Here is a 24,913-nt window from a genome sequence, read left to right on the forward strand (position 1 = left end):
GTGGTCGGGGCCGCGGACGCAGGGCAGCGTGCCCGCCGGCCGCCGGACCGTACAGTCGGTCCCCATGGGCCTCCTCCCGGCGCTGGGCCGCCGCGCCAGGAGCACGTGGCACCTCCTGCTCCGGGAGCTGGGCGCCTTCGGCGCGGTCGGCGCCTCCTGCTTCGCCCTCGACGTCGCCCTGTTCCAGCTGCTGTACGGCTCGGGCACCGGCGCGGTGACGGCCAAGCTGGCGTCCACGCTGGTCTCCACCTCGGTGGCCTACCTCGGGCACCGGTTCTGGTCGTTCGCGCACCGCGAGCGCACCGGCTACCGGCGGGAGTACGTCGCCTTCGTGCTGGTCAACGGGCTGACCCTGCTCCTGGGGCTGGCGGTCGTCGCCGTCGTGCGCCACCCGCTGGGCCAGGAGCACGCCCTGGTGCTGCAGGCGGCCAACGTCGCCTCCATCTGCCTGGGCACGGTCGTGCGCTGGTTCGCCTACCGCCGCTGGGTCTTCCCGCCCAAGCAGGCGCCGGCCGCTGGGACCACGCCCGAGCAGGGCCGCCCGCACACCGGGGTCGTGCGCCGGCTCCCCGGCACCGACCCGGCCACGACCGGCGCCTGACGCCGCGCCGTCAGGCGGCGAGGCGTGAGCCCGACCGGCCGGCGACGACCTCCAGCCGGGTGGGGATGCGCGTGCGCAACTCCTCGAGGTGGCTGATGACGCCGACCGTCCGCCCGCCCCGGCGCAGCTCGTCGAGCACGGTCATCACCGCGTCGAGGGCCTGGGCGTCGAGGGTGCCGAAGCCCTCGTCGACGAACAGCGTGTCCATCTGCACGCCGCCGGCCTCGGCGGTGACGACGTCGGCCAGCCCGAGGGCGAGGGCCAGCGAGGCCATGAAGCTCTCCCCGCCCGAGAGGGTCTTCGTGGGCCGCCGGGTGCCGGTGTACTCGTCGAGGACGTCGAGGCCGAGCCCGCCGCGGGCGCCGTGGCGGCCCAGCGCGTCGCTGTGCAGGAACGTGTAGCGCCCGCGCGACATCTCCTGCAGCCGCCGGCTGGCCACCTCGGCCACCTGCTCGAGGCGGGCGGCGAGCACGAAGGACTGCAGCCGCATCCGCAGCGTGTTGGCGCCCCGTCCCCCCACCAGGTCGGCCAGCCCGCCCACCTGGTCGGCGCGGGCCCGGCGCTCGGCGAGCTCCACCTCGGCGGCGACCACCTCGCCGGCCAGCCCGTCGAGCGCGTCGGCGCAGCGGCGCGCCTGGTCCAGCGCGGTGACCGCCTCCTCGCGGCGGGCGGTCGCCTCCGCGCAGCGGGCCTGCAGGGCGGCGACGTCGGGCCGCTCGTCCAGGTCGGCGAGGTCGGGGTCGGCGAGCGTGGCGGCCAGCACCGAACGGGCCTCGTCGTGCTCGGCCAGCCGGCGGTCGAGCGCGGCCAGCTCCCCGGCGGCCAGCAGCGCCTCCCCGGCGGCGCGGACGTCGGCGAAGCCGGCCGCGGCGGCCCGGTCGGCGGCGGCCGCGCGGGCCTCGTCGTCGGCGGCGGCCGCGCGGCGCTCCTCGTCGGTGGCGGCCACGGCGGCCTCGCAGCGGTCGGCCCCGGCGGTGAGCCGGGTGACCCGGGCGGGCAGGTCGGCGTCCCCGCCGCGGGCGGCGTCCAGCCGGGCGGTCAGCTCGGCGAGCGCGTCGGCGCGGGCCGCCCGCTCCGCGGTGCACCGCTGCAGCGCCTCCCGGTCGGCGGCCAGGGCGGTGGCGGCGGCCTCGCGGCGGGCCTCCGCGGCGGCGAGCGCGCGGCGTGCCTCCTCGACGTCCGCGGCCCGGGCGGCGACGCGGTCGCGCTCGGCGCGGGCAGCGGTGGCCTGCCCGGCGAGCTCCTCGGCGGGTCGCTCGCCGGCGCGCTCGCGCAGCACGGCCAGCCGGCGCTCGTGCTCCTCGACGACCGCGCCGGCGGCGGCACGGCGCTCGTCGGCCGCGTCGACCGCGGCGCGGGCCCGGTCCTCGTCGTCGGCGGTCACCGACGCCCCGGCCGGCACGGCGGGCCGCGGGTGCTCGGGAGAGCCGCAGACCGGGCAGTCCGCGCCGTCGGCCAGCCCGGCGGCGAGCTCGGCGGCCATGCCCTCCAGCCGGGCGGTGCGCACGTCGACCAGGCGCTCGCGGGCGTCCAGCCAGGCCAGCCGGGCGGCGTCGGCGCCGGCGCGGGCCCGCTCGAGACGGCCGGCGACCTCGGCGGCGCGGGCGGCGGCGTCCAGCGCGGCCGCGGCGGCCTCCTCCGCGGCGACCACGCCGGGCAGCCGGGCGGCGGCGGTCTGGGCGGCATCGAGCCGCTCCTGGGCGGCGGCCACCCGGGTGGGCTCCTCCTCGGCGGCGCGGGCGCCCTCGGCGCAGCGGGCGGTGAGCCGCTCGGTCTCGCGCGCCAGGCGGGTCACCGCGGCGGCGAGCTCGGCGGCCCGGCCGGCCTCGGGCAGCAGTGCCCGGGCCGCGGCGGCGGCGTCGCGCAGCTCGCGGGCGGTGCCGGTGGCGGCCTCGCGCCCGCCGGCGACCGCGGCCCACGCTCCGGCGGCGGCCTCCCGGGCGGTGGTCGCGCGCCGGGCGGCCTCCGCGGTGCGGGCGGCCGCGTCCAGGACGTCGCGCAGCGCCTCGGCGCGGCGGCCGGCGTCGGCGCGGGCCCGCAGCGGCGCCAGCTCCGGTTCCCGGGCGGTGAGCCGGTCGAGCTCGGTCCGGGCGCGGTCGCGACGGGCGTGCCGGTCGGCCAGCGCGCGGGCGGCCGCCAGGTCCGCGTCGGCGCGGGCGCCGTCGCCGGCCGCGGCCTCCGCCGCCGCGGCGGCCCGGGACTGCTGCCCGGCCGCCCGGGCGCGGACCTCCCGCACCCACGTCCCCACGGACGCGCCGGGACGCGCGCCGACCAGCTCGGGCGCCAGCTCCTCGGGCACCTCGACGTCGGCGATCTGGGCGACGCGGTGCAGCAGCGTGCTCACCCGGTGCCGGTCGGCCCGCAGCGCCTCGTCGGCGGCGCGCCGCTCGCCGGCCAGCCACTCCTCGGCGCGGGCGAACCGGTCGACGTCGAAGAGGGTGCGCAGCAGCCGCCCGCGGTCCTCGGGCTCGGCGCGCAGGAAGCGGGCGAAGTCGCCCTGCGGCAGCAGCACCACCTGGCAGAACTGCTCGGCCGACAGGCCCAGCCGCACCCGCAGGTACTCCGAGCCCTCGTCGATGCGGGTGCTCACCGGCTCCCAGTCCCCGCCCGACCGGCGCTGCACGGTCAGCCGGGCCTGCTCGGTGGTCTCCCCGGCGCCGCGCTTCTTCGGGCGGGTCTGCTCCGGCCGGCGGGTGACCCGCAGGCGCTCGCCGGCGAGGGTCAGCTCGCAGGAGACCTCGGTGCGCGTGGCGGCGTCGGCGTGGTCGCTGCGCAGCCGCCGGGCCTCCCCGCGCGCGCCCGGCACGGTGCCGTAGAGCACGAACACCACGGCGTCGAGCAGCGTCGTCTTGCCGGCGCCGGTGGGGCCCCACAGGAGGAACAGCCCGTCACGGGAGACCTCGTCGACGTCGAGGGTCTCGGTGCCGGCGAACGGGCCGAAGGCGGTGAGGGTGAGCGAGTGCAGCCTCACCGGGCCAGCTCCTCGCGGGCCGCGGCGCCCAGCGCCCGGGCCAGCAGGTCCCGCTCGGCGGGGGTGGCCGCCACCCCGTCGCGGACGTGCGCGACGAACTCGCCCGCGACGTCCACGTCGCCGCGCCCGCGCAGCCGCTCCTGGTAGCTGCGGCCGTCGCCGCCGCCCCCGCCGCCGACCCACTCCAGGTGCACGCAGTGCCCGAAGCGGGCGCGCAGCTTGCGCATCGGGTCGGCCGGGCGGACGTCGTCGGTCAGCCGGGCGGAGACGAACGCGTCCTCCGCCGCGGCGTGCGCCGGGTCGTCGAGCAGCTGCTCGAGGGTGCCGGTGAGCACGACCAGCGGCCGCGGCTCCGGCAGCGGCACGGCGCGGACGCCGGCCAGCCCGGAGGCGTCGAGGTCGACCAGCCACGCCTGCTTGCCCTGCCCGGCCTCACCGAAGGAGTAGGCCATCGGCGAGCCGCTGTAGCGCAGCCGGTCGGTGAGCGACTGCGGCCGGTGCAGGTGGCCCAGCGCCACGTAGTCCACGCCGTCGAACACCGACGCCGGCACCAGGTCGACCCCGCCGACGCAGATGTCGCGCTCGCTCTCGCTGGCCACGCCGCCGCCGACGAAGGCGTGCGCGAGCACGACCGACCGTGCCCCCGGGCGGAGGGAGAGGTCGGCGCGCACCCGCTCCATCGCCGCCCGCAGCACCGCCTCGTGGCTGCGGGCCTCCCGCAGGCCCAGCTCGTGCCGGGCGATCTCGGGCTCGAGGTAGGGCACGCCGTAGACGGCGACCTCGCCGTGCGCGTCGGTGAGCAGCACGGGCTCGTCGAGCCGCGCGGTGGACGCGCGCACGTGCAGCCCGGCCTGGGTCAGCAGCCCGGAGAAGGTGCCCAGCCGGCGGGCCGAGTCGTGGTTGCCCGGGGTGAGCACGACCGTGGCTCCCGCGCCGAGCAGCCGCCCCACCACCCGGTCGAGGACGGCCTGGGCGTCGGCCGAGGGCACCGCGCGGTCGTAGACGTCACCGGCCACGACGACGGCGTCGACGCCCTCGGCGGCCACCACCCCGGCCAGCCCCGACAGCACCGCCTCCTGCTCGGCGAGCAGGTCGGCACCGTGCAGCGACCGCCCGATGTGCCAGTCGGAGGTGTGCAGGAGCCGCATGGGTGCGCAGGGTAGGTCGCGGGGCCGACAGGACCGGTCGGGCCCGCCGGGACCGGCAGCGGTCAGCCGCTGACGAGGCTCGGCTGCGCGGCGTCGGCCTGGCCCGGGGCGCGCTGCGCGGGGAACGCCGGCTCCGGGGTGCGGCCGCCCGCGGCCCCCGCCCGCTCGTGCACCGGCGGCAGGGAGACCGCGCGCGGCGCGTCCTGCGGAGCGAAGCGCCGCATGAACAGCCGCGCGGGCTCCTCGACGTAGCGCCACGTGAGCCAGGCCAGCGGGAACGGCGCGACCAGGACCAGCGGTGCGGCCAGCGACGCGAGCCGCGAGTCCGGCTGCAGGTGCGGGACGACGTCCATCGCCGTCCACCAGACCTCGAAGACGAACAGGTGCACCAGGTAGACGGCGAAGGAGATCCGGCCGCCGGTGACCATCCACGGGGTGCTCAGCAGGCGGGCCGGGCCGCGGTCGGCGAAGGCGAGCGCGCCGACGAGGACGGGGAAGGCGAGGACGGCGACGCCGGCGTGGTCGACGAAGCGGGCGGCCGACCACCACACCACGACCCCGATGCAGACGAGCGTCCCGGCCGCCAGGACCGAGGCGCCGCGGCGGACCCGCTCGGTGGGCCGGATCCGGCGCACGCACAGCCCGGTCAGGCTGCCGGCCACGAAGGCGCCGGCGATGCGCAGCAGCCATGCCCAGGCGTACTCGTGGGTGGCGTCGGCGGCGGCGATCCAGGCGAAGGGCAGCAGCGGGAGCAGCGCCCCGACGGCGAGCACGGCGGCGGGCAGCCGGCGGACCCGGTGCAGCCCGAGGACCAGGACCGGGAAGACGAGGTAGGCCAGCCACTCGGCCGACAGCGACCAGCCGGGGCCGGGGAAGGTCGAGGCCGACACCATCGGCTGCGTCCACTGCTGGACCATGAGGACCTGCGCCAGCAGGTGCGCGGCGTCGACGTGCGGCTGGTCGGGCTCGTGCACGTGCAGGCCGCCGACGGTGAGGTGCTTGAGCACCAGCCAGCCGGTGAAGGCGCCCATGACCACGAGCCAGGTCGGCCACACCCGGCTGAGCCGGTTCCAGTAGAAGGCCGCGGTGGAGCGCACGCCCACCCGGCGGCCGATCTTGTCGAGGTACGTGTGGGTCAGCACGAAGCCGCTGAGCACGAAGAACAGGTCGACGCCGAGCCAGCCGCTCTGGATCAGCGGCCGGATCGGCTGGAGGACCGGCGCCCACGTCGAGCCGGGGTTGTTGCTGAAGTGGAGGACGACCACCCACGTCGCGGCGAGGGCGCGCAACCCGGTCAGGGCCCGGATCTCACCCGGTGGCGGCCCGCCCGTCGCGCGGCCCGCGTCCTGTCCGGCTGCTGCCCGCATGGTCTCCCCCAGTCGTCGTGAAGGACCGGTCCCGTGGCCCCGTCGACCACGCTAACGGCACGATCCGGTCACGTTGAGTCATGCGCCTCCAGACTTCGCCGGGCGCGTCCGGCACAACCTGACGAAGCGCCCCCAGCACTCCCGCGTGTCCCGGGCGTCACACCGCCGCGGACCGGTCGGCGTCCTCCTCGACCAGTTCGACCAGGAGCCGCTGGACGTGGTCACAGGCCGGCAGGCGGTCGAGCACGACCGCACCCTCCCCGGCGGTCTCGACCGTCAGCGTCCCGGAGCGCAGCACCCGCTGCCCCAGCGTCTGGCGGGAGGACACGTCGGTGATCCGCGACAGCGGCACGTCCCGCCCGCGGCGGGTCAGCACGCCGGCGCGCACGAGCAGCCGGGAGGTGGTGACGACGGTGTGCGTCGTCCGCCAGCGCAGCACCGGCCGGGCGACGAGGACGGCGAGCACGACCACCGCGACGGCGAGCAGGGCCGCGCGCAGCACGCCCTGCTGCCCGCCGGCCGGGACGAGCGCGGCGACGTAGGAGCCGGCACCCACCACGACGAGGAACCACACGACCGGCCAGAACAGCGTCGTCCAGTGCGGGTGCAGGTGGACGAGGACCTCCTCGTCGTCGGCGAGGAGCTTGTCGGGGTAGGGCACCGGGCCAGGATGACCGAGCGGGGGCCGCGCGTCAGGTTCCCGGCGGGCGTGTCCGCACGTGCCGGACGTCGCCGCTGGCCAGCTCGGCGGTGCCGTCCGGGGTGCGCACCACCAGCCGGCCGTCCCAGTCGACGGCGGTGGCGGTGCCCTCCAGCGTCGCGCCGTCGGGCAGCGCGACGGCGACCTCGGCGCCCACGGTGGAGCACCAGGCGAGGTAGTCGGTGGCCAGGCCGGTGGCGACCGGGTCGCCGAGCGCGGCGGTCCAGGCGAGGTAGCGCCGCTCCAGCGCGCGCAGGTAGGCCAGCAGCACCGGCGCCCGGTCCACCGCGGCGCCGGTGACCAGCGCCAGCGACGACCCGGTCGGGGGCAGCTCCTCGCGCCGGGTGGAGACGTTGAGGCCGGTGCCGACGACGACCGCGGTCCCGGCCGCCTCGGCCAGGATGCCGGCCAGCTTGGTGCCGTCGAGCGCGAGCAGGTCGTTGGGCCACTTCAGCGAGGTGCGGACGCCGGTGACCTCGCCGACGGCCTCGGCCAGCGCCACGCCGGTGAGCAGCGGCAGCCACCCGCGCCGGGCGGCGGGGACGTCGGGGCGCAGCAGCACCGAGACGGTCAGCCCGGCCCGGGGCGGGGAGGCCCAGGTGCGGGCCAGCCGGCCGCGCCCGGCGGCCTGGTGCTCGGCGACGAGGACCAGGCCCTCGGGAGCGTCGTCGCCGGCGGCCCGCTCGAGGAGGACGGCGTTGGTGGAGCCGACCTCCTCCACGACCTCCACCGAGCGCCACAGCCGGCTGTCGCGGGTGAGCGCCGCCTGCAGCGCCGGGCCGTCGAGCGGCGGGCGGTCGAGCTCCGACCAGCGGGCGGAGGACGCGTCGGGCACTCCCCTACGCTACGGCTCCGTGAGTGCGGCTGAACGGGAGAGCGCCGGCGAGCACGTCCCCGGTGACATCGACGTCCACACGACCGCCGGCAAGCTGGCGGACTTCGAGCGCCGCGTCCAGGAGGCCACGCACGCCGGCTCCGAGCGGGCGGTGGAGAAGCAGCACGCCGCGGGCAAGATGACCGCCCGCGAGCGGATCGAGGCGCTGCTGGACCCCGGCTCGTTCACCGAGCTCGACGAGTTCGCCCGGCACCGCTCCGCCAACTTCGGCATGGACGCCCGACGGCCCTTCGGCGACGGCGTCGTCACCGGGTACGGGACCGTCGACGGCCGCCCGGTGTGCGTGTTCTCCCAGGACGTCACGGTCTTCGGCGGCAGCCTCGGCGAGGTCTACGGCGAGAAGATCGTCAAGGTGCTCGACCTGGCGGTGCGCAACGGCTGCCCGGTCATCGGCATCAACGAGGGCGGCGGCGCGCGCATCCAGGAGGGCGTGGTCTCCCTCGGCCTCTACGGCGAGATCTTCCGGCGCAACGTGCACGCCTCCGGCGTCATCCCGCAGATCTCGCTGGTGATGGGCGCCGCGGCCGGCGGGCACGTCTACTCCCCCGCGCTCACCGACTTCGTCGTGATGGTCGACCAGACCAGCCAGATGTTCATCACCGGCCCCGACGTGGTGAAGACGGTGACCGGCGAGGACGTCACCCTCGAGGAGCTCGGCGGCGCCCGCACGCACAACACCAAGTCCGGGGTGGCGCACTACCTGGCCGAGGACGAGGCCGACGCGCTGGACTACGTCAAGGCGCTGCTGAGCTACCTGCCGAGCAACAACCTCGACCCGCTGCCCGTGGTGGAGGTGCCGCCCGCCGACACCACCCCCGACGGCGTCACCGACGCCGACCGCGAGCTCGACACCGTCGTCCCGGACTCGGCGAACACGCCCTACGACATGCACACCGTGGTCGAGCACGTCCTCGACGACGGCGAGTTCCTCGAGGTGCAGCCGCTGTTCGCGCCCAACATCGTGGTCGGCTTCGGCCGGGTCGAGGGCCGGCCGGTGGGCGTGGTGGCCAACCAGCCGACCCAGTTCGCCGGCACGCTCGACATCGACGCCAGCGAGAAGGCCGCCCGCTTCGTGCGCACCTGCGACGCGTTCAACGTCCCGGTGCTCACCTTCGTCGACGTCCCGGGCTTCCTCCCCGGGACGTCGCAGGAGTGGGAGGGGATCATCCGCCGCGGCGCGAAGCTGATCTACGCCTACGGCGAGGCGACCGTCCCGAAGATCACCGTGATCACCCGCAAGGCCTACGGCGGCGCCTACGACGTCATGGGCTCCAAGCACCTCGGCGCCGACCTCAACCTGGCCTGGCCGACCGCGCAGGTCGCCGTCATGGGGGCGCAGGGCGCGGTCAACATCCTCTACCGGCGCGAGCTGGCCGAGGCCGCCGACCCCGACGCCCGCCGCGCCGAGCTGATCACCGAGTACGAGGACACGCTGCTGTCGCCGTACGTGGCGGCCGACCGTGGGTACGTGGACCAGGTGATCCGCCCCTCGGAGACCCGCGTCGAGATCACCAAGGCGCTGCGCCTGCTGGCGAACAAGCGCCAGACCCTGCCCCCCAAGAAGCACGGGAACATCCCGCTGTGAGTGAGCAGCGCCCGCTGCTGCGGGTCGTCCGCGGTGAGCCGACCGACGAGGAGCTCGCCGCGCTCACCGTCGTGGTCGCCGCCCTGGCCCAGGGAGGCCGGCCACGGCGCCGGCCCGTCCCGGTCGGCGCCTGGGCGTCCCACGGCGACGCGCACCGGCCGCCGGTGCGGCCCGGCCCCGGTGGCTGGCGGGCCTCGGGACGGTTCGCGTGAGCAGGAGGCTGGTCCTCGCCTCGGCGTCCCCGGCCCGGCTGGCCCTGCTGCGCCAGGCGGGCCTCGCGCCCGAGGTCGTGGTGAGCGACGTCGACGAGACGACGGTGACCGCGCCCCGGGTGGCCGAGCAGGTCGCCCTGCTGGCCGCGGCCAAGGCCGGCGCCGTCGCCCGGCGGGAGGACGACGCGCTGGTCGTCGGCGCGGACTCGCTGCTGGAGTTCCGCGGCCAGGCGATGGGCAAGCCGGCCGACGCGGCGGAGGCGCGGGAGCGCTGGCGGCGGATGGCCGGCCGCAGCGGCACGCTGCACACCGGCCAGGCGCTGCTCGACGTCCGCGGCGGCTCGGTGGCCTCCCGCGACGTCGTCGTCACCTCGACGGTCGTGCACTTCGCGACCCCGACGGCGGTGGAGGTGGAGGCCTACCTGGCCACCGGGGAGCCGCTGGCGGTGGCCGGCGCCTTCACCCTCGACGGCCTGGGCGCGCCGTTCGTCCGCCGGGTGGAGGGCGACCCGGCGTCGGTGGTCGGGCTGTCGCTGGCGGCGCTGCGCGAGCAGCTGGCCCGGCGCGGGCTGGCGATCAGCGACCTCTGGCGGCGCTGACCCGGAGACCGTGGGACCGGTGTGACGACCGGGGCGGGCGGGAGGCGACACGGCCGCGACACGCCCGGTGGGGCGGACCGACCCGTCACGATCCGTTCCCGTGAGTGCGCAGCGAGTGGTCATGCACGTCGGGACGCCCAAGTCCGGGACGACGTTCCTGCAGGAGCTGCTCTGGGAGTCGCGCCCGGCGCTGGCCGAGGCCGGCGTCCGCTACCCCGGGGAGCACCCGGCCGCGCACTTCCACGCCGTCCTCGACGCCCAGCAGCGCAGCTTCCACGGCCACCTCGACCCCGGCGTCCCCGGCGCCTGGGGCCGCCTGGTGGCGGAGGCCCGCGCCCACGAGGGGACGACGGTCGTCTCGCACGAGCTCTTCGGCGACCTGACCGAGGAGGAGGTCGCCCGCGTCCTGGCCGACCTCGACTTCGCCGAGGTGCACGTCGTCGTCACCGTGCGGGACCTGGCCCGGCAGCTGCCCGCGGTGTGGCAGGAGGACCTGAAGAACCGCCACTCGCTCCCCTTCGGCGACTTCCTGGAGGTGGTGCGCCCGGGTTCGGGACGGCCCGACGAGCAGCGGCCGGCTGCCGACACCACCGAGGGCCACGCCGAGGCCTTCTGGCTGCGGCAGGACGTCCCCGCGGTGCTCCGCCGCTGGGGCGCCGGGCTGCCCGCCGGCCGGCTGCACGTGGTCACGGTGCCGGCGCAGGGCGGCGACCCGGCCCTGCTGTGGGAGCGCTTCGCCGCCGTCGTCGGCGTCGACCCGGCGGTGGCCACGCTGCCCTCCGGCCGCTGCAACCCCTCGCTGGGCCGGGCGGAGAGCGAGCTGCTGCGCCGGCTCAACGAGCGCCTCGGCTACTCGGTCGAGTGGCCCCTCTACGCCGCCCGGGTCACCCACGGCCCGGCCGTCGGCGCGCTGGCCGGCCGGCCCGGCTCGGCGCGGCTGACGCTGCCGGCGCGCGACCGCGGCTGGGTGCGGGCCGCCGCGGACGCCGCCGTCGCGGAGCTCACCGCCCTCGGCTGCCGGGTCTCCGGCGACCTCGCGGACCTGCGGGTGCCCGCGGAGGGGCTCGACGGGGACCGCCCCGTCGACCAGCCCGTCGAGCCGGCGGAGCTGCTCGAGGCCGCCCTCGACGCGATGGCGGCGCTGCTGCCGGTCCCGGCGCCCGTCGCGCCGGCCACCGCGGAGGAGCCGTCTGCGGAGGAGGCGCCCGCGGAGGAGCCGGTCGCGGAGACGCCGGCCGAGCAGGCCGCCGTCCCGGAGCCGGTCGTGCCGGCGGCGCACGCCACCGAGGCCGCCGGCCGGGGCCGCGGGGCCCGCTGGTGGCGGCGGGTCGTCGGCTCCCCGGCCCTGCCTCCGCGGCCCGCACCGGACGCCGAGACCGCCGGCGTCTGACCCCTCCCTCGTCACCGGCCCTGCCGCGGGCGCACCGCGCCCGCCTGGCTACAGTCCGACCGGTTCACGAACGAGGGAGTCGTCCGGTGCAGAAGGTCCTCATCGCCAACCGCGGCGAGATCGCCGTGCGCGTCGCCCGCGCGTGCCGGGACGCCGGTCTGACCAGCGTCGCCGTCTACGCCGAGCCCGACCGGGACGCGCTGCACGTCCGCACCGCCGACGAGGCGTTCGCGCTCGGCGGGACGACGCCCGGCGACTCCTACCTGGTGATCGACAAGGTCCTCGACGCCGCGAAGCGCTCCGGCGCCGACGCGGTCCACCCCGGCTACGGCTTCCTCTCGGAGAACGCCGACTTCGCCCAGGCCGTCCTCGACGCCGGGCTCACCTGGATCGGCCCGTCCCCGCAGGCGATCGTCGACCTCGGCGACAAGGTCGCGGCCCGGCACATCGCGATGAAGGTGGGCGCGCCGCTCGTCCCGGGCACCGAGGACCCGGTCGGCGGCGCCGACGAGGTGCTGGCCTTCGCCCGCGAGCACGGCCTGCCGGTGGCCATCAAGGCCGCGTTCGGCGGTGGCGGCCGCGGCCTGAAGGTCGCCCGCACCGAGGAGGAGATCCCCGAGCTGTTCGACTCCGCCGTCCGCGAGGCCGTGGCCGCCTTCGGCCGCGGCGAGTGCTTCGTCGAGCGGTTTCTCGACAAGCCGCGGCACGTCGAGGCGCAGGTGCTGGCCGACACCCACGGCAACGTCGTCGTCGTCGGCACCCGCGACTGCTCGCTGCAGCGGCGCAACCAGAAGCTGGTCGAGGAGGCGCCGGCCCCGTTCCTCACCGACGAGCAGCGGGCGCGGATCCACGAGTCGGCCAAGGCCATCTGCCGGGAGGCCGGGTACCACGGCGCCGGCACCGTCGAGTACCTCGTCGGCACCGACGGGTCGATCTCCTTCCTCGAGGTCAACACCCGCCTGCAGGTCGAGCACCCGGTGTCGGAGGAGACCAGCGGCCTGGACCTGGTGCGCCAGCAGTTCCGCATCGCCGACGGCCTGCCACTGGAGGTCACCCAGGACCCGACCCCGCGCGGGCACAGCATCGAGTTCCGCATCAACGCCGAGGACGCCGGCCGCAACTTCATGCCCGCCCCCGGCCCGGTGACCCGGTTGGAGATCCCGCAGGGCCCCGGTGTGCGCTGGGACTCCGGCGTGGAGACCGGCGGCGAGGTGGCCGGCGCGTTCGACTCGATGCTGGCCAAGCTGATCGTCACCGGCGCCACCCGCGCCGAGGCCCTGCAGCGGGCCCGCCGCGCGCTCGACGAGCTGGTGGTCGAGGGCATGCCGACCGTCGTCCCGTTCCACCGCGCGGTCGTGCGCGACGAGGCGTTCACCGCCGAGCCGTTCAGCGTGCACACCCGGTGGATCGAGACCGAGTGGGACAACCAGGTGGCGCCGTACTCCGCCGCGCCGGCCGGGGCCGACGAGGAGGAGCCGCGGCAGACCGTCGTCGTCGAGGTCGGCGGCCGCCGGCTCGAGGTGACGCTGCCCGCCGGGCTCGCCGCGGGCGGCGGTGCACCGGCCGTCGCCGGCGGGGGTGCCAAGCCGCGCAGGCGGGGCTCCGGGCACGGTGGGTCGGCCGCGAGCGGGGACGCCCTCACCTCGCCGATGCAGGGCACGATCGTCAAGGTCGCCGTCGCCGACGGCGAGCAGGTGGAGGCCGGCGACCTCGTCGTCGTCCTGGAGGCGATGAAGATGGAGCAGCCGATCGTCGCCCACAAGGCCGGCACCGTGACCGGCCTGGCGGCCGAGGTGGGCGCCGGCGTCACCAGCGGCGCGGTCCTCTGCACCATCGCCGACGCCGGGTAGCCGCACGACCGACGGCGGGGACCGTTCCCCCCGTGGGCACGGTCCCCGCCGTCGTCGCCCGCAGGTCAGTAGGCGGTGACCTGGCCGGTCCTCGCCGACCAGTGGAGCCGGCCGCCCTGGAAGCTCTGCGCGGCGTCGCCGTTGGGGAGGGCGTACGCGCCGCCGACTGGGTAGCCGAGGTACCCGTTCTCCCAGCCGAGCTGGGCCCAGCGGGTGCGGATGGCGCCGTGGACCGGGTGCGCGCCGGTCGTCGGTGACCAGTGGATGCTGCCGCCCTGGAATGCCTGCGCGCACCCGCCGTTGCGCAGCCCGCACGCCGCCGCGGCCGCCGGGTAGCCCAGGTACCCGTTTTCCCAGCCCTCCGACAGCCACGTCGAGCGGATCGCGCCGTTGAGCGGCTGCGCGCCGGTGGCCGGTGCCCAGTACAGCCAGCCACCCTGGAAGCCCTGGAAGCAGCCGCCGTTGCGCAGGCCGCACACGGCCACGTCCCGGGGGTAGCCCAGGAACCCGGTCTCCGCGCCCAGGGAGGCCCACCGCGCCCGGAGCGCGCCGTTCGTCGGCTGCGCGCCGGTGGCCGGCGACCAGTGCACCGTCCCGCCCTGGAAGCCCTGGTAGCAGCCGCCGTCGCGCAGGCCGCACACCTCCGCGGTCACCGGGTAGCCCAGGTAGCCGTTCTCGTAGCCCAGGGATCCCCACCGCGCACGGATCGCCCCGTTGGTCGGCTGCGCGCCGGTGGTCGGCGACCAGTGCACCGTCCCGCCCTGGAAGAGCTGGTAGCAGCCGCCGTCGCGCAGGCCGCACACCTCCCCCGTCACCGGGAAGCCGAGGTACCCGCCCTCCCGGCCCAGCGAGCCCCACCGGCCGCCGATCGCCCCGCGCAGGTTGACCGGCTGAGCTCCGGTCGCCGACGACCAGTACAGGGACCCGCGCTCGTAGTGCTGCAGGCAGCCGCCGTCCCGCAGGCCGCAGACCCGCGCACCCACTGGTGCGCCGAGCGTCGCCAGGCCGCCGAGCCGGCGGTAGGCGACCTCGATCGGGTGGTCGACGGGCGTGGTGGAGACCGCGACCCGGGCGCCGCCCGCGGCCGTGTCCAGGACCGTCACCGTGAACGGCGAGGAGCCGAACGAGACCGGCGTGCTCCGGGGGACGGCGACGGCCCGGTCCTGGGGAGGCCACCAGGCGTCGGCGGCCGGGGTGCCGTCGAGCAGGTAGGAGCTGTCGTCGTAGCGGTTCCCCTCGAGGCGGAGGAGGACGCCGGTCTGCAGGCCGGGCCAGTTGGCCCCCGTGCCGAGGAAGCCGTCGCGGCCGGTGGCCGTGCGGTACTCCAGCCAGTACACGGCGCCGTCGGCGTCGACGAGGCGGACCGCGCGCGTGCCGGTCCGGGTGCCCACCGGCGCCAGCAGGAACTCCGTGGTGGCGGCGCCGGCCGTCAGCGTGGGCGCCGCCGCCGGGGACAGCACCCCCAGGAGCGCGGCGTGTGGCGCGCTCAGGGAGCCGACCTGCTCCCAGGAGATCCCCATCACGTCGTACAGGTCCTGGTAGGACCGGATGGAGCAGCCGTCGCCGTCCACGGCACCGGCGCACTGCCGGTACGAGGCGTGGCCCAGGCCGAAGTTGTGCCCGAACTCGTGGGCGAGCACCGAGGTGAGCGTGTCCCGCACGTACACCAGGCCGCCGTCACCCAGCCCCGAACCGATCGTGCCCAGGCCGTAGGCGCAGTCCGACGTCTCGGGCACGTAGAGCAGCAGGTGCTGCCCCGCGGCGCCGGTCCACCCGACGGCGGCGGCCACCTCGCGCCACAGGTCGAAGGGGGCGTCGCAGGTGGCCGTCGTCGTCATCCAGTCGTGCTGCCCGGTCACCGCGAGGGTGACCCGGCCGTCGGTCTGCTCGTTCCAGAACTGCCGGACCGGCCCGTCGACCGCGGTCACGACGTCGGCGAGCGTGGTGGCGTCCCGGGGTGCGCCGCCGGGCTGGACCATCACGACGGTGACGGCGTTGGTGGTCGGCGCCGTGGCGGCGGCCGCCTCCGCCGGGGCGACGACCTGCGCCTCGACGACCTCGCGCGCCGGCTGCAGGCCCTGCTGCGCCGCCTCGTCGCGGACCTCGTCGCCGACGGTGACCTCGACCGTGGCACCCACCTCGATGTCCGCGACGTCCTCGGTGGGCACGCGCACCGACCCGCCGTCCCCGGTGTCGATCCAGCTCAGCAGCGTGTCCTCGGCGTCCGCGGCGGTCCCACCGGTCGCCGCCGCGGCACCCTCGGGGTCGGCGAAGGCCTGGACCAGCTCGCCGACGACGGTGTCGCCGGTCGCCACCTGGGCGGGCGCCGGGTCCTCCGCCGCGGCCGGGCCGGCCAGCAGCAGCGGGGCGAGGACCGCGGGGACGGCCACCAGGGCGAGCAGCCGCGGGGACCGCGGTCGGGCAGCGAGGCGCACGGGTTCTCCAGGTCAGGGGGACTCGGGTCCCTCATCGGCGGGCCAGGGCCCGGACTGGACCCCCGCCGGCCGGGCGGTCACCCGATCAGGGACGCCGGCGCAGCAGCGGCAGCCGGCGGGCGGCCAGCGCCGTCCCGCCCGCGCCGAGCACGCCACCGGCGGCGGCGAGCGCCGGCGTGGTCCACGAGGAGCCGGCCGGCTCGCTCGCGGCGGCCTCGGCGGGGACGGCGGCGACGGCGTCGTCCGCGGGGACCTCCGCGGCGGCGGCGACCGGCGGTGCCGCCGGCGCGGGGGCGGTCACCGGCGCGGCGGCGGGAGCGGTGACAGGAGCTGGGGCGGGAGCGCCCGCGCCGGGCAGCACGGCCGGCACCGGGACCGGCGGGGTCGCGACGGCGTCCGCGGCGGGCGCGGCGCCGATCACGGTGACCGTGGCACCCGCGGCGGTGACCGCGTCGACGGTGACGGTGAGCGCACCGCCGGCGACCGCCACCGGGACGCCGGGCAGCAGCGCCGCCTGCAGGTCGGCCTCCCAGCCGGCCCGGGGCGAGGGCGAGCCGTCGAGCAGCAGCGCGGTGTCGGGCAGCGTGCCGGCGCGGTGCAGCAGCACCCCGCTGTCGAGCCGGTAGCGGTTGTCGGTGACCAGCCAGTCGTCGCGGCCGACGGGCGCGCGGTACTCGAGCCAGTAGGCGGTGCCCGTGGCGTCGGCCAGCCGCACCGCGCGCGTGCCGGTGCCGCTGCCGAGCGGGGCCAGGGTGACCGTGGTCGTCCCCGGCCCGGCGGTCTGCGTGGCGGCGGCGGGCAGCACGCCCAGCCGGTCGGCCTGGGCCGCGGTGAGGCTGCCCAGCCGGTCCCAGGAGACGCCCATGACGTCGTAGAAGTCGCGGTAGGCGGCGGTGCGGCACCCGCCGTCCGGCCCGGTGCCCTCGACGGTCCCGTCGCACTGCAGGCCGCTGGAGTGGCCGAGGCCGAAGTTGTGGCCCAGCTCGTGGGCGATGACGGCGGGCAGGTCGTCGCGGACGTAGAGCCGGCCGCCGGACGCCGTCGACGTGCCGACCTGGCCCAGCGCGTACGAGCAGCCGGGCAGGTCGCGGGGCTCGCTGCTGACGTAGAGCAGCAGGTGCCGGCCGGGGCCGGGCTGGAAGCCGACGCGGGCGGCGGCCTCGTCCCACAGCGCCGTCGGGTCGGCGCAGCCGGCGGCGGTGCGGATCCAGTCCTGCGCTCGGGTGACGCCGACGGTGACCGCGCCGCCGGTCTGCTCGGACCAGAAGCGGGCGACCGGGTCGTTGACGGCGGAGACGACCGAGGACAGCGCCGTGCCGTCGGGGGTGCCGCCCTGCGGGACGACCATGACGACGGTGACCTCGTTGGTCACCGAGCCGGCCGGCACCGGGGTGGCCGCCGGGGCGGTCGCGACGAGCTCGGTGCCGAGGACCTGGCGGGCCGGCTCGTAACCGTCGGCGGCGGCCTCGTCGGCCGCGGGGGCGCCGACGGTGACCGCGACGGTGCTGCCCGGCTCGAGGCCGGCGACGGCCTCGGTCGGGACGCGCACCGAGGTGCCGTCCTCGCCCTCGACGAACGTCAGCGGCTGGTCGTGGGCCTCACCGGCGTGCTGGGCCTCCAGCGAGGTCTCCGGCCAGGCCTGCACCAGCTCCCCGACGACGGTCTCGCCGCCGTCGGCGAGCGCCGAGGGCGCGAACGGGCCCGCGCACACCGCGAGCACGGCACCGGCGACGGCCAGGGACCGGGACAGGCGGGCGGGGACTCGGCGCGGGGACATCCCCTCCGGCATCGGCGGTCAGCAGCCCCGCGTGCACCATCGGGGACCCGCCCGTCACACCGGTCCCGCCCGCCCCGTCCCAGGGGTCCCGGGCGTCACGCCAGCGCGTCGGCCCCCATCAGCCGCCGGCCGGCCTCGGTGATCGAGCCCGACAGCGACGGGTAGATGGCGAAGGTCTGCGCCAGGTCGCTGACGGTCAGGCCCTTGGTCACCGCCAGCGCGATGGGCAGGATCAGCTCGCTCGCCCCAGGGGCGACGACCACCCCGCCGACGACGACGCCGGTGGCCTTGCGGGCGAAGAGCTTGACGAAGCCGGCGTGCAGGTCGCTCATCTTGGCCCGCGCGTTGGTGGCCAGCGGCAGCCGGACGACGTCGAGGTCGTGGCCCTCGGGCAGCGTCTTCTCCTGGACGCCGACGGTGGCGATCTCGGGGTGGGTGAACACGTTGGCCGCCACGGTCTTGAGCCGGATCGGCTGCACGGCCTCCCCGAGCGCGTGCCACATCGCGATCCGGCCCTGCATGGCCGCGACGCTGGCCAGCTGGAAGACCCCGGTGACGTCGCCGGCGGCGTAGACGCCGGGCACGTTGGTGCGCGACACCCGGTCGACGACGACGTGGCCGGACTCGCGCAGCTCCACCCCGCACGCCTCCAGGTTGAGCCCGGCGGTGTTGGGGACGGTGCCCACGGTCATCAGCGCGTGCGAGCCCTCGACGGTGCGCCCGTCGGTGAGCTCGACGAGCACGCCCTTCTCGGTGCGGGTGACGCTCGCCGCCCGGCCGCGCTCGGCGATCCGCCCGCCGCGGGCCTGGAAGACCTCCTCGAGCACCTCGGCGGCGTCGGCGTCCTCGCCGGGCAGCACCTGGTCGCGGGAGGAGACGAGGGTGACCGGCACGCCCGCCTCGAGGTAGCCGGAGGCGAACTCGGCGCCGGTGACGCCCGAGCCGACGACGACCAGGTGGTCGGGCATCTCCTCGAGGTCGTAGACGTCGCGCCAGTCGAGGATGCGCTCACCGTCGGGCTCGGCCCCGGGCAGCACGCGCGGGTCGGCGCCGGTGGCGACGAGGACGACGTCGCACTCGAGGGTCTCGGTGACCGCGCCGTCGGGACCGAGCACCTCGACGCGGTGCTCGACCAGCCCGCGGACGTCGTCGGCGAGCCGGCCCTGCCCGGCCAGGATCCGCACGCCCTCGGCGGTGAGCCGGGCGTGGATGTCGGCGGACTGGGCGACGGCCAGGCCCTTGACCCGGTGGTTGACCGTGGCCAGGTCCAGGCCCACGGTGGCCAGGTCGGTGCCGCGCAGCCCCAGCACGGCCGAGTCGCGCACCGAGGTCATCGTGCCCGCGGCGGCGATGAGGGTCTTGGACGGCACGCAGTCGGTGAGCACGCTGGCGCCACCGAGGCCGTCGCGTTCGACGACGGTGACCTGCGCGCCGAGCGAGGCGGCCACCAGCGCGGCCTCGTAGCCGGCCGGGCCGCCGCCGATGATGACGATGCGGGTCATGGGGTCTCCTGCGTCGGGGACGGTCGTCGGCGTCCAGTCTCCCAGCCGTGGCGGCCCGTGTCGGGGAACTCACGGGTCGCGCGGGCCACACCGGGCCGTAGGCTCGGGCGGCGATGGGTCTCTACGCCGCGTACGGGTCCAACATGGACCCCGAGCAGATGCTGCGCCGCTGCCCGTCCTCGCCGCACGTCGGCACCGGTTGGATCCGCGGCTGGCGGCTCACCTTCGGCGCCGAGGAGTACGGCTGGGAGGGGGCGCTGGCCACCCTCGTGCCCACCGACGACGACTCCCCCGGCGTCTTCGTCGCGCTCTACGACCTGACCCCGGCCGACGAGCAGACCCTGGACGCCTGGGAGGGCGCCGACCGGGGGCTGTACCGCAAGCTCAACCTGCGGGTGCACACGCTCGGCGGGGACGCCGTGGCCTACGTCTACGCCCTCGACGCGTTCGAGGGCGGCCTGCCCTCGGCCCGCTACCTCGGCGCGATCGCCGACGCCGCCCAGGCCGCCGGCGCGCCCGACGACTACCTCGTGGAGCTGCGCGCCCGGGAGTGCCGCACGAGCTTCTGACCGGCCGGGTCAGGCGGTGCGGACGGGCTCGCGCCGGACGGTGTCGGCGCCGACGGCCGCCCCGTGGCCGGCGGCCGCGGCGTGGCGCGGCACCGGCGGCATCCCGGTCGGCACCCCCGTGGGCGGCGTGACGCGCGCCGTGGTCGGCGGGACGGGGCGGCGGCGGGGCGACCGCTCGGCCAGGAGCCGGTCGAGGTCGCGCTGGACCGCCGCGCGCAGCCGGGGACCGAGGGGCCGCTCGACGAACCGGTGCACGCCCCAGGCCACTGCCAGCGCCGCGGTCACGGTGACGGCGACGACGACGTGGGCCGGCAGCACCGGCGCCAGCTGCTGGATGAGGGCCCAGCCCGGCAGCTCGTGCACGAGGTAGAGCGGGTAGGTCAGCGCACCCGCCGTCGTCAGCCACCGCCAGTCGACCTCGGCGACGCGGGTGAGCGTCACGAGCACGACCGCCCCGAGGCAGGCGAGGAACAGCAGCGTCACGGCCCACATCGACACCGGCACGCTCGAGACGTCGGCCGTGTCCGGGACGTAGTGCGCCTTGCACACCCAGAGGGCGGTGGCCACGTTGGCCCCGAGGAGCAGCGCGACCGGCGTGCTCCAGCCGTCCTGGCGGACCAGGTAGAGCAGGATGCCGATGCAGAAGAACGGCGCGTAGTTCGGCTCCAGCAGGGCCGTGACGAGGGAGCTGCCGGCCTGGGCGCCCATCGCACCGAGCAGCGGCCACGCCAGGCAGAGCAGCAGGAGCCGGCCGCGGGTGAAGCCGCCCAGCCCGACCAGCGCCAGCAGCACGTAGAACTTGAGCTCCACCCAGAGCGTCCAGAAGACGCCGTCGACGTGCCCGACCCCGAACGCCGACTGGAACATCGTCAGGTTCAGGGCCACGCCCGGCGCGCCGAGGTCCGACCACACGGGCACCACGGGGGCGATCCACAGGACCGCGGCGACCAGCACGACCGCCGCCCAGTAGGCCGGATAGAGGCGGCCCACCCGCGAGGCGATGAAGCTGGTGCTCGACCGGCCCCACGCGCTCATCAGGACCACGAAGCCGCTGATCATGAAGAACAGGTAGGGACCGAAGCCGCCGTAGACGGTCAGCCGGCTCAGCGTCGGGAAGACCTCATGGACGTCCTGCCCCCAGCCGGGGTTGTCGCGTCCGGTGTAGTGGAAGACGACCACCGCGGCGGCCGCCAGGAAGCGCAGCCCGTCCAGTGCGCGCAGCCGGCTCGCGTCCCGCCGCCGTCCCTCGTCGTGCACCGCGTCTCCCCACTCCCCCGCCGCACCCCGTCTGGGTGGGACGCGTCGGAAGCTAACGGCCGCGCGGCCGCCCGCTGCGCACGTCCGGGCGCGCCGCGGGACACCGGCGACCCGTGTGACGGACGGGTCCTCTGGGTGTCGGCGGCCCCGTTCCGGCAACGCTGCCGCGGGAGCCGGCCGCGCAGGCGACCGGACCCGGTCGCGGGACGGGCGTGACGAGCGCAGGGACCCCCGGGTGCGTCACCCGGGGGTCCCCGCTCGGGGCGGCGTCGGGCCGCCCTGCCGTCCTGCTGGTGGTCGACCTAGTCCTCGACGGCCGGGACCCACAGGGGTAGGTCCGCGCCGATGTCCCGGTCGTAGAACAGCAGCGTGCCGCCGGTGGGGAGCTGCCGGGTCTCCGAGGGGCGGCCCACGGCGGCGACCCACCACTGCGGGTCCAGCTCGTTCGGCGGGCCCTCGTGCACCAGCGGCACGTCGTTGGGCGCGACGTAGAGGAACGACCGGTCGGCGGCGACGTCGAAGTCCGGCGTGTTGACGAGGAAGTCGTACTTCACGACCTCGCCCGCGCGGGAGGTGACGGGGAGGAAGAGCACCTCGCGGTCGGCGAGGTAGGTGTTGACGTTGGCGTTCCAGAAGGTGGCGTAGCCCTTGGTGTAGCCGGCCTCCTCCACCGCCTCGACGACGGCCTCGTTGGCGGCGTACAGGCGGTCGGTGCCCAGCGGCCCCTGCCGGACCAGGACCGACGCGTTCACCGCGACGTTGGCCAGCAGCCCGCCGCACAGGACGACGAGGACGACGCCGCGCCACCGGACGTTGGCGCGGGCCACCCGCACGAGCGACTCGGTCGCGAACGGCAGCGCCGCGAGGACCGGGACGAACACGTAGCGGAAGGAGGCGGGACCGCTCGCGGCCAGCGTCGAGAAGGCGTAGGCGGCCGTCCCGATCAGGATGAACAGCAGCGCCGGCAGCCGCACCGGGTCGGGCCGGCGGAACTGCGAGCGCGCCGCCAGTGCGACGCCCGCGAGCACGGCGACGGCGAGGACGGCGTTGAGCACGACCAGGGCGACCGAGGCGCCGATCGGCAGGCCCCACGGCGACGCCCGGAACATCACCAGGTAGGCGGTGAGCACGTTCTGCAGGTTCCCGACCAGGCCCTGCGCCGGGGCGAAGAAGCTCCCGACGTTCTCGATGGCGTGGACCCCCAGGGCCCGCATCACCACGGACAGGGCGGCGTGCACCACCGCTCCCCCGACCAGCACGGACAGCACGCCGGCGGCGCGGCGGGCGCTCCACCGGCCCGTCAGCCAGAACACCGCGCACGCCAGCACCAGGGACCCGGCGAGGGTGTAGAGGAAGAACGGGTCGGAGTAGGTGAGCGCCCCCAGCGAGAGGGACGCCGCCGCCCACTGCACCGCCGTCCGGCGGCGGGAGGCCTGCCCGGCGCGGCCGGCCCACGACGCGAACCACGCGAGCAGCAGGAGGGCGACGCCGGTCTCCAGGTTGCGGTGGTTCGGCGTCAGGAAGATGGTCGCGGCCGCCTCGTTGCCGAGGGGTGCCACCGGGTCCGCCCACGGCAGGTAGACCGCCAGGCCCAGGGCCCACGCGGCGGCCAGGTGGGCGGCGACCAGCGCGAGCCTCGAGCCGGGGAAGAGCTCGCGCAGGTAGGTGCGCGTGAAGACCAGGATGCCGGCCAGCAGCACCGCGTGGGTCAGCAGCACGTCGAGCAGGTGCGCCGTCGCACCCGCGGGCAGCAGGCTGGTGAGCAGGTAGAACGGGGCGTGCAGCCACCAGTTGTCCACGGGGACGACGAGGTCGCTCGGCTGCCCGCCGAGGATCGAGCGGACGATGTTCTGCTGGGCCACCGAGTCGCTGTGGGCCGGCGCGAAGTACTGCCCGGCCAGCATCATCAGCAGGAATGCGCCGCTGACCAGCCCGGTGAGCAGCCGGCGGAGCGGGACGTACCCGAGCGCCCGCACCCGGTCGGCCGGCGTCCGCCCGCCCTCCCGGGCCGGCTCGCTCCCGGCCCGGGAGGGCGGAGCGGCCGGAGACGCCGGCGTGGCCGGCGCGCGGTCGATCGTGGGGAGTTCGGCTGTGCTGGGCGATCCCATGCCGGTCATAGCTCCTTCGCAGGCGTCCCCGAAGACCGGCGACGCGAGATCGGTGACACCGCGCGGGCCCCGCCGCACCGGCGGGTCGCCCACGTCGGCTCCGCTCACGGGAGGCCACCGCACCGCGGCTGCCGTCGTCGGAGCCCCGCCCGGGAGCTCCTGCCGGGCCCATCAGACACGATGACCGGCCGGTTCGGCGGGTGACACCGCGCTGGGGACCACTCCCGCCCCAGCCGACCCACCCACCGCTCCCGGCCACCGGCCGGAGGGGTCCCGCCGGAGCAGCCGGCGACGGCCCCTCCCGGCCGCCCGGCGGGGCCGGTGGGGCTCCAGGAACCTCAGTCGTCACACGCGCACGCCGGGCGCGCACGAGTCCCACTCGGTGCCCCGTGACGGCGGCGGCCGTACCTAACCTGCCCGCATGACTGCGACGGTCGACGACGGCATCCTCCTCGACGCGGCGGCTCTCGAGCCGGCCGCAGCGGCGCCGTCGCGGTCGACCATCTCCTACGTCTTCCCCGTCTTCAACGAGGAGGGCAACCTGCGCCTCCTCATGGAGCGGATCACCGAGGTCACCGACTCGCTGGTGCCGCGGTACGACGTGGAGTTCGTCTTCGTCAACGACGGCAGCACCGACCGGTCCGCGCACGTCCTGGCCCAGCTGGCCGACGAGGACGACCGGGTCGTCGTCCTCGACTTCGCGCGGAACTACGGGCACCAGATGGCCGTGACGGCGGGCCTGGACGCCGCCGTGGGCGACGCCGTCATCATCATGGACAGCGACCTCCAGGACCCCCCGCAGGTCAGCCTGGAGCTCATCCAGCGGTGGGAGGACGGCGCCGACGTCGTCTACGCCCAGCGGCGCTCGCGCCGGGACTCGGCCTTCAAGCGGGCCACCGCGAGCGGCTACTACTGGGTGCTGAGCAAGCTGGCCTCGATCGAGATCCCCCGCAACACCGGCGACTTCCGCCTGGTGAGCCGGGCCGTCGTCGACGAGCTGGGCAAGTACCGCGAGCACAACCGCTTCATGCGGGGCCTGGTCAGCTACGTCGGCTTCCGCCAGGAGTCGGTGCTCTTCGACCGGGACGCCCGCCACTCGGGTGAGACCGGCTACCCGCTGTCGAAGATGATCCGCTTCGCCGCCGACGGCATCCTCGGCTTCTCGGTCACCCCCCTGCGGCTGATCAACCGGGTCGGCGTCGCGATCTCCGTGCTGAGCCTCCTCGGTTTCCTCTACGTCGCCGGCGTCAAGGTCCTGGACCCGGAGTCCTCGGTGCCCGGCTGGGCCTTCCTGGGGACCGGCATCTTCTTCCTCGGCGGCATCCAGCTGCTCATGCTGGGCGTGCTCGGCGCCTACATCGGCCGGATCTACACCGAGGTGCAGGGCCGCCCGCTGTACGCGGTCCGGTCGGTGCGGCGGTCCCGCCGGGAGTCCGTGCCGGCCGTGCTGCGGGCCGACCGGCTCGGCCGATGACGCCGCGGGCCCGGCTGCTCCGCTTCGGGCTCGTCGGCCTCGTCAACACCGGCATCGACCTCGGGCTCTACGTCGGGCTGCGGTCGGTGGGGGTCGGGCTCCTGGGGGCCAACGCGGTGTCGACCACCGCCGGGCTGCTGTTCAGCTTCGCGGCCAACGGGTCGTTCACCTTCGGCGACCGGGCCGGCGGCAGCCGGCTGCGCACCGCCGCGCTCTTCCTGCTGACGACCGGCGTCGGGCTGTGGGTCCTCCAGCCGCTGGTGATCGCCGGGGTGGGCCACCTGCTGCGGACCTGGGGCGCCGGCGACTGGTGGCCGGCCGTGCCGGTCCTCGCCCTCGCGCCCAAGCTGGCCGGGATCGCCGTCGGCGTCGTGTGGAACTACCTGGCCTACGACCGCCTGGTGTTCCGGGTGGCCGGGAGCCGCGGCCACGAGCCGGAGAGGGCGCGCGAGCTGGTCGGCTGACCGCCGCGC

Annotated in this window: 19 protein-coding genes; 9 read left to right on the top strand and 10 right to left on the bottom strand. The window is 76.5% G+C overall.

Annotation, left to right across the window (positions count from 1 at the left end; genetic code table 11):
- Positions 1-64 precede the first annotated feature (64 nt).
- A complete protein-coding gene (locus tag BLQ97_RS01980; protein ID WP_091362737.1) occupies positions 65-601 on the top strand; it encodes a GtrA family protein in 537 nt (178 codons plus the stop codon).
- A gap of 10 nt (positions 602-611) precedes the next feature.
- Here the strand turns inward: BLQ97_RS01980 and BLQ97_RS01985 are convergent, their stop codons facing one another.
- The 5 genes from BLQ97_RS01985 to BLQ97_RS02005 form a co-directional block, all read right to left on the bottom strand.
- A complete protein-coding gene (locus BLQ97_RS01985; RefSeq protein ID WP_091362739.1) occupies positions 612-3,572 on the bottom strand; it encodes an AAA family ATPase in 2,961 nt (986 codons plus the stop codon).
- On the bottom strand, positions 3,569-4,720 hold the full coding sequence (locus BLQ97_RS01990; protein WP_091362741.1) for an exonuclease SbcCD subunit D: 1,152 nt from the start codon (positions 4,718-4,720) through the stop codon (positions 3,569-3,571). The genes BLQ97_RS01985 and BLQ97_RS01990 overlap by 4 nt, the downstream gene beginning before the upstream one ends.
- A gap of 62 nt (positions 4,721-4,782) precedes the next feature.
- Positions 4,783-6,087, bottom strand: a complete 1,305-nt coding sequence (locus tag BLQ97_RS01995) for an acyltransferase family protein (RefSeq protein WP_091362743.1) — start codon at positions 6,085-6,087, stop codon at positions 4,783-4,785.
- 157 nt (positions 6,088-6,244) lie between these two features.
- Positions 6,245-6,748 carry a PH domain-containing protein gene (locus tag BLQ97_RS02000; RefSeq protein ID WP_091362745.1) on the bottom strand — a complete coding sequence of 168 codons (504 nt, stop codon included), beginning with the start codon at positions 6,746-6,748 and terminating at the stop codon, positions 6,245-6,247.
- A 31-nt stretch (positions 6,749-6,779) separates the two neighbouring features.
- Positions 6,780-7,622: a biotin--[acetyl-CoA-carboxylase] ligase gene (locus tag BLQ97_RS02005; protein WP_091362747.1), complete on the bottom strand. Its 843-nt coding sequence runs from the start codon at positions 7,620-7,622 to the stop codon at positions 6,780-6,782.
- Between the two features lie 19 nt (positions 7,623-7,641).
- Here BLQ97_RS02005 and BLQ97_RS02010 point away from each other — a divergent pair, with 19 nt between their 5' ends.
- From BLQ97_RS02010 to BLQ97_RS02030, 5 genes are all read left to right on the top strand, one after another.
- Positions 7,642-9,267 (top strand): acyl-CoA carboxylase subunit beta, encoded by a 1,626-nt coding sequence (locus tag BLQ97_RS02010; RefSeq protein ID WP_091362749.1) that lies wholly within the window; start codon positions 7,642-7,644, stop codon positions 9,265-9,267.
- On the top strand, positions 9,264-9,479 hold the full coding sequence (locus tag BLQ97_RS02015; RefSeq protein ID WP_091362753.1) for an acyl-CoA carboxylase subunit epsilon: 216 nt from the start codon (positions 9,264-9,266) through the stop codon (positions 9,477-9,479). Before BLQ97_RS02010 ends, BLQ97_RS02015 begins: the two co-directional genes overlap by 4 nt.
- On the top strand, positions 9,476-10,078 hold the full coding sequence (locus tag BLQ97_RS02020; RefSeq protein WP_281181355.1) for a Maf family protein: 603 nt from the start codon (positions 9,476-9,478) through the stop codon (positions 10,076-10,078). Before BLQ97_RS02015 ends, BLQ97_RS02020 begins: the two co-directional genes overlap by 4 nt.
- A 100-nt stretch (positions 10,079-10,178) precedes the next feature.
- Positions 10,179-11,468 (top strand): hypothetical protein, encoded by a 1,290-nt coding sequence (locus tag BLQ97_RS23560; protein ID WP_139173416.1) that lies wholly within the window; start codon positions 10,179-10,181, stop codon positions 11,466-11,468.
- A gap of 86 nt (positions 11,469-11,554) precedes the next feature.
- On the top strand, positions 11,555-13,318 hold the full coding sequence (locus BLQ97_RS02030; RefSeq protein WP_091362758.1) for an acetyl/propionyl/methylcrotonyl-CoA carboxylase subunit alpha: 1,764 nt from the start codon (positions 11,555-11,557) through the stop codon (positions 13,316-13,318).
- 65 nt (positions 13,319-13,383) lie between these two features.
- Here BLQ97_RS02030 and BLQ97_RS02035 read toward each other — a convergent pair whose 3' ends face one another.
- The 3 genes from BLQ97_RS02035 to BLQ97_RS02045 all read right to left on the bottom strand — a co-directional run bounded on the left by BLQ97_RS02035 (position 13,384) and on the right by BLQ97_RS02045 (position 19,032).
- A complete protein-coding gene (locus tag BLQ97_RS02035) occupies positions 13,384-15,753 on the bottom strand; it encodes a hypothetical protein (RefSeq protein ID WP_091362761.1) in 2,370 nt (789 codons plus the stop codon).
- An 85-nt stretch (positions 15,754-15,838) separates the two neighbouring features.
- Positions 15,839-17,530, bottom strand: a complete 1,692-nt coding sequence (locus tag BLQ97_RS02040; RefSeq protein ID WP_139173417.1) for a reprolysin-like metallopeptidase — start codon at positions 17,528-17,530, stop codon at positions 15,839-15,841.
- 95 nt (positions 17,531-17,625) lie between these two features.
- Positions 17,626-19,032 (bottom strand): NAD(P)H-quinone dehydrogenase, encoded by a 1,407-nt coding sequence (locus BLQ97_RS02045; RefSeq protein ID WP_091362765.1) that lies wholly within the window; start codon positions 19,030-19,032, stop codon positions 17,626-17,628.
- A gap of 113 nt (positions 19,033-19,145) precedes the next feature.
- Between BLQ97_RS02045 and BLQ97_RS02050 the strand changes: the two genes are divergently transcribed.
- On the top strand, positions 19,146-19,601 hold the full coding sequence (locus BLQ97_RS02050; RefSeq protein WP_091362767.1) for a gamma-glutamylcyclotransferase family protein: 456 nt from the start codon (positions 19,146-19,148) through the stop codon (positions 19,599-19,601).
- Positions 19,602-19,610: 9 nt separating this feature from the next.
- Here the strand turns inward: BLQ97_RS02050 and BLQ97_RS02055 are convergent, their stop codons facing one another.
- Positions 19,611-20,858 carry an acyltransferase family protein gene (locus tag BLQ97_RS02055; RefSeq protein ID WP_175471557.1) on the bottom strand — a complete coding sequence of 416 codons (1,248 nt, stop codon included), beginning with the start codon at positions 20,856-20,858 and terminating at the stop codon, positions 19,611-19,613.
- A gap of 302 nt (positions 20,859-21,160) precedes the next feature.
- A complete protein-coding gene (locus BLQ97_RS02060) occupies positions 21,161-22,966 on the bottom strand; it encodes a hypothetical protein (protein WP_139173418.1) in 1,806 nt (601 codons plus the stop codon).
- Between the two features lie 421 nt (positions 22,967-23,387).
- Here BLQ97_RS02060 and BLQ97_RS02065 point away from each other — a divergent pair, with 421 nt between their 5' ends.
- Both BLQ97_RS02065 and BLQ97_RS02070 read left to right on the top strand, forming a co-directional pair.
- On the top strand, positions 23,388-24,440 hold the full coding sequence (locus BLQ97_RS02065; RefSeq protein WP_091362773.1) for a glycosyltransferase family 2 protein: 1,053 nt from the start codon (positions 23,388-23,390) through the stop codon (positions 24,438-24,440).
- The gene (locus BLQ97_RS02070; RefSeq protein WP_091362775.1) at positions 24,437-24,904 is read left to right on the top strand and encodes a GtrA family protein; all 468 of its coding nucleotides are present in this window, start codon (positions 24,437-24,439) and stop codon (positions 24,902-24,904) included. Before BLQ97_RS02065 ends, BLQ97_RS02070 begins: the two co-directional genes overlap by 4 nt.
- Positions 24,905-24,913: the final 9 nt, after the last annotated feature.

It is taken from the genome of Geodermatophilus telluris (assembly GCF_900102745.1).
Lineage (GTDB): Bacteria > Actinomycetota > Actinomycetes > Mycobacteriales > Geodermatophilaceae > Geodermatophilus > Geodermatophilus telluris.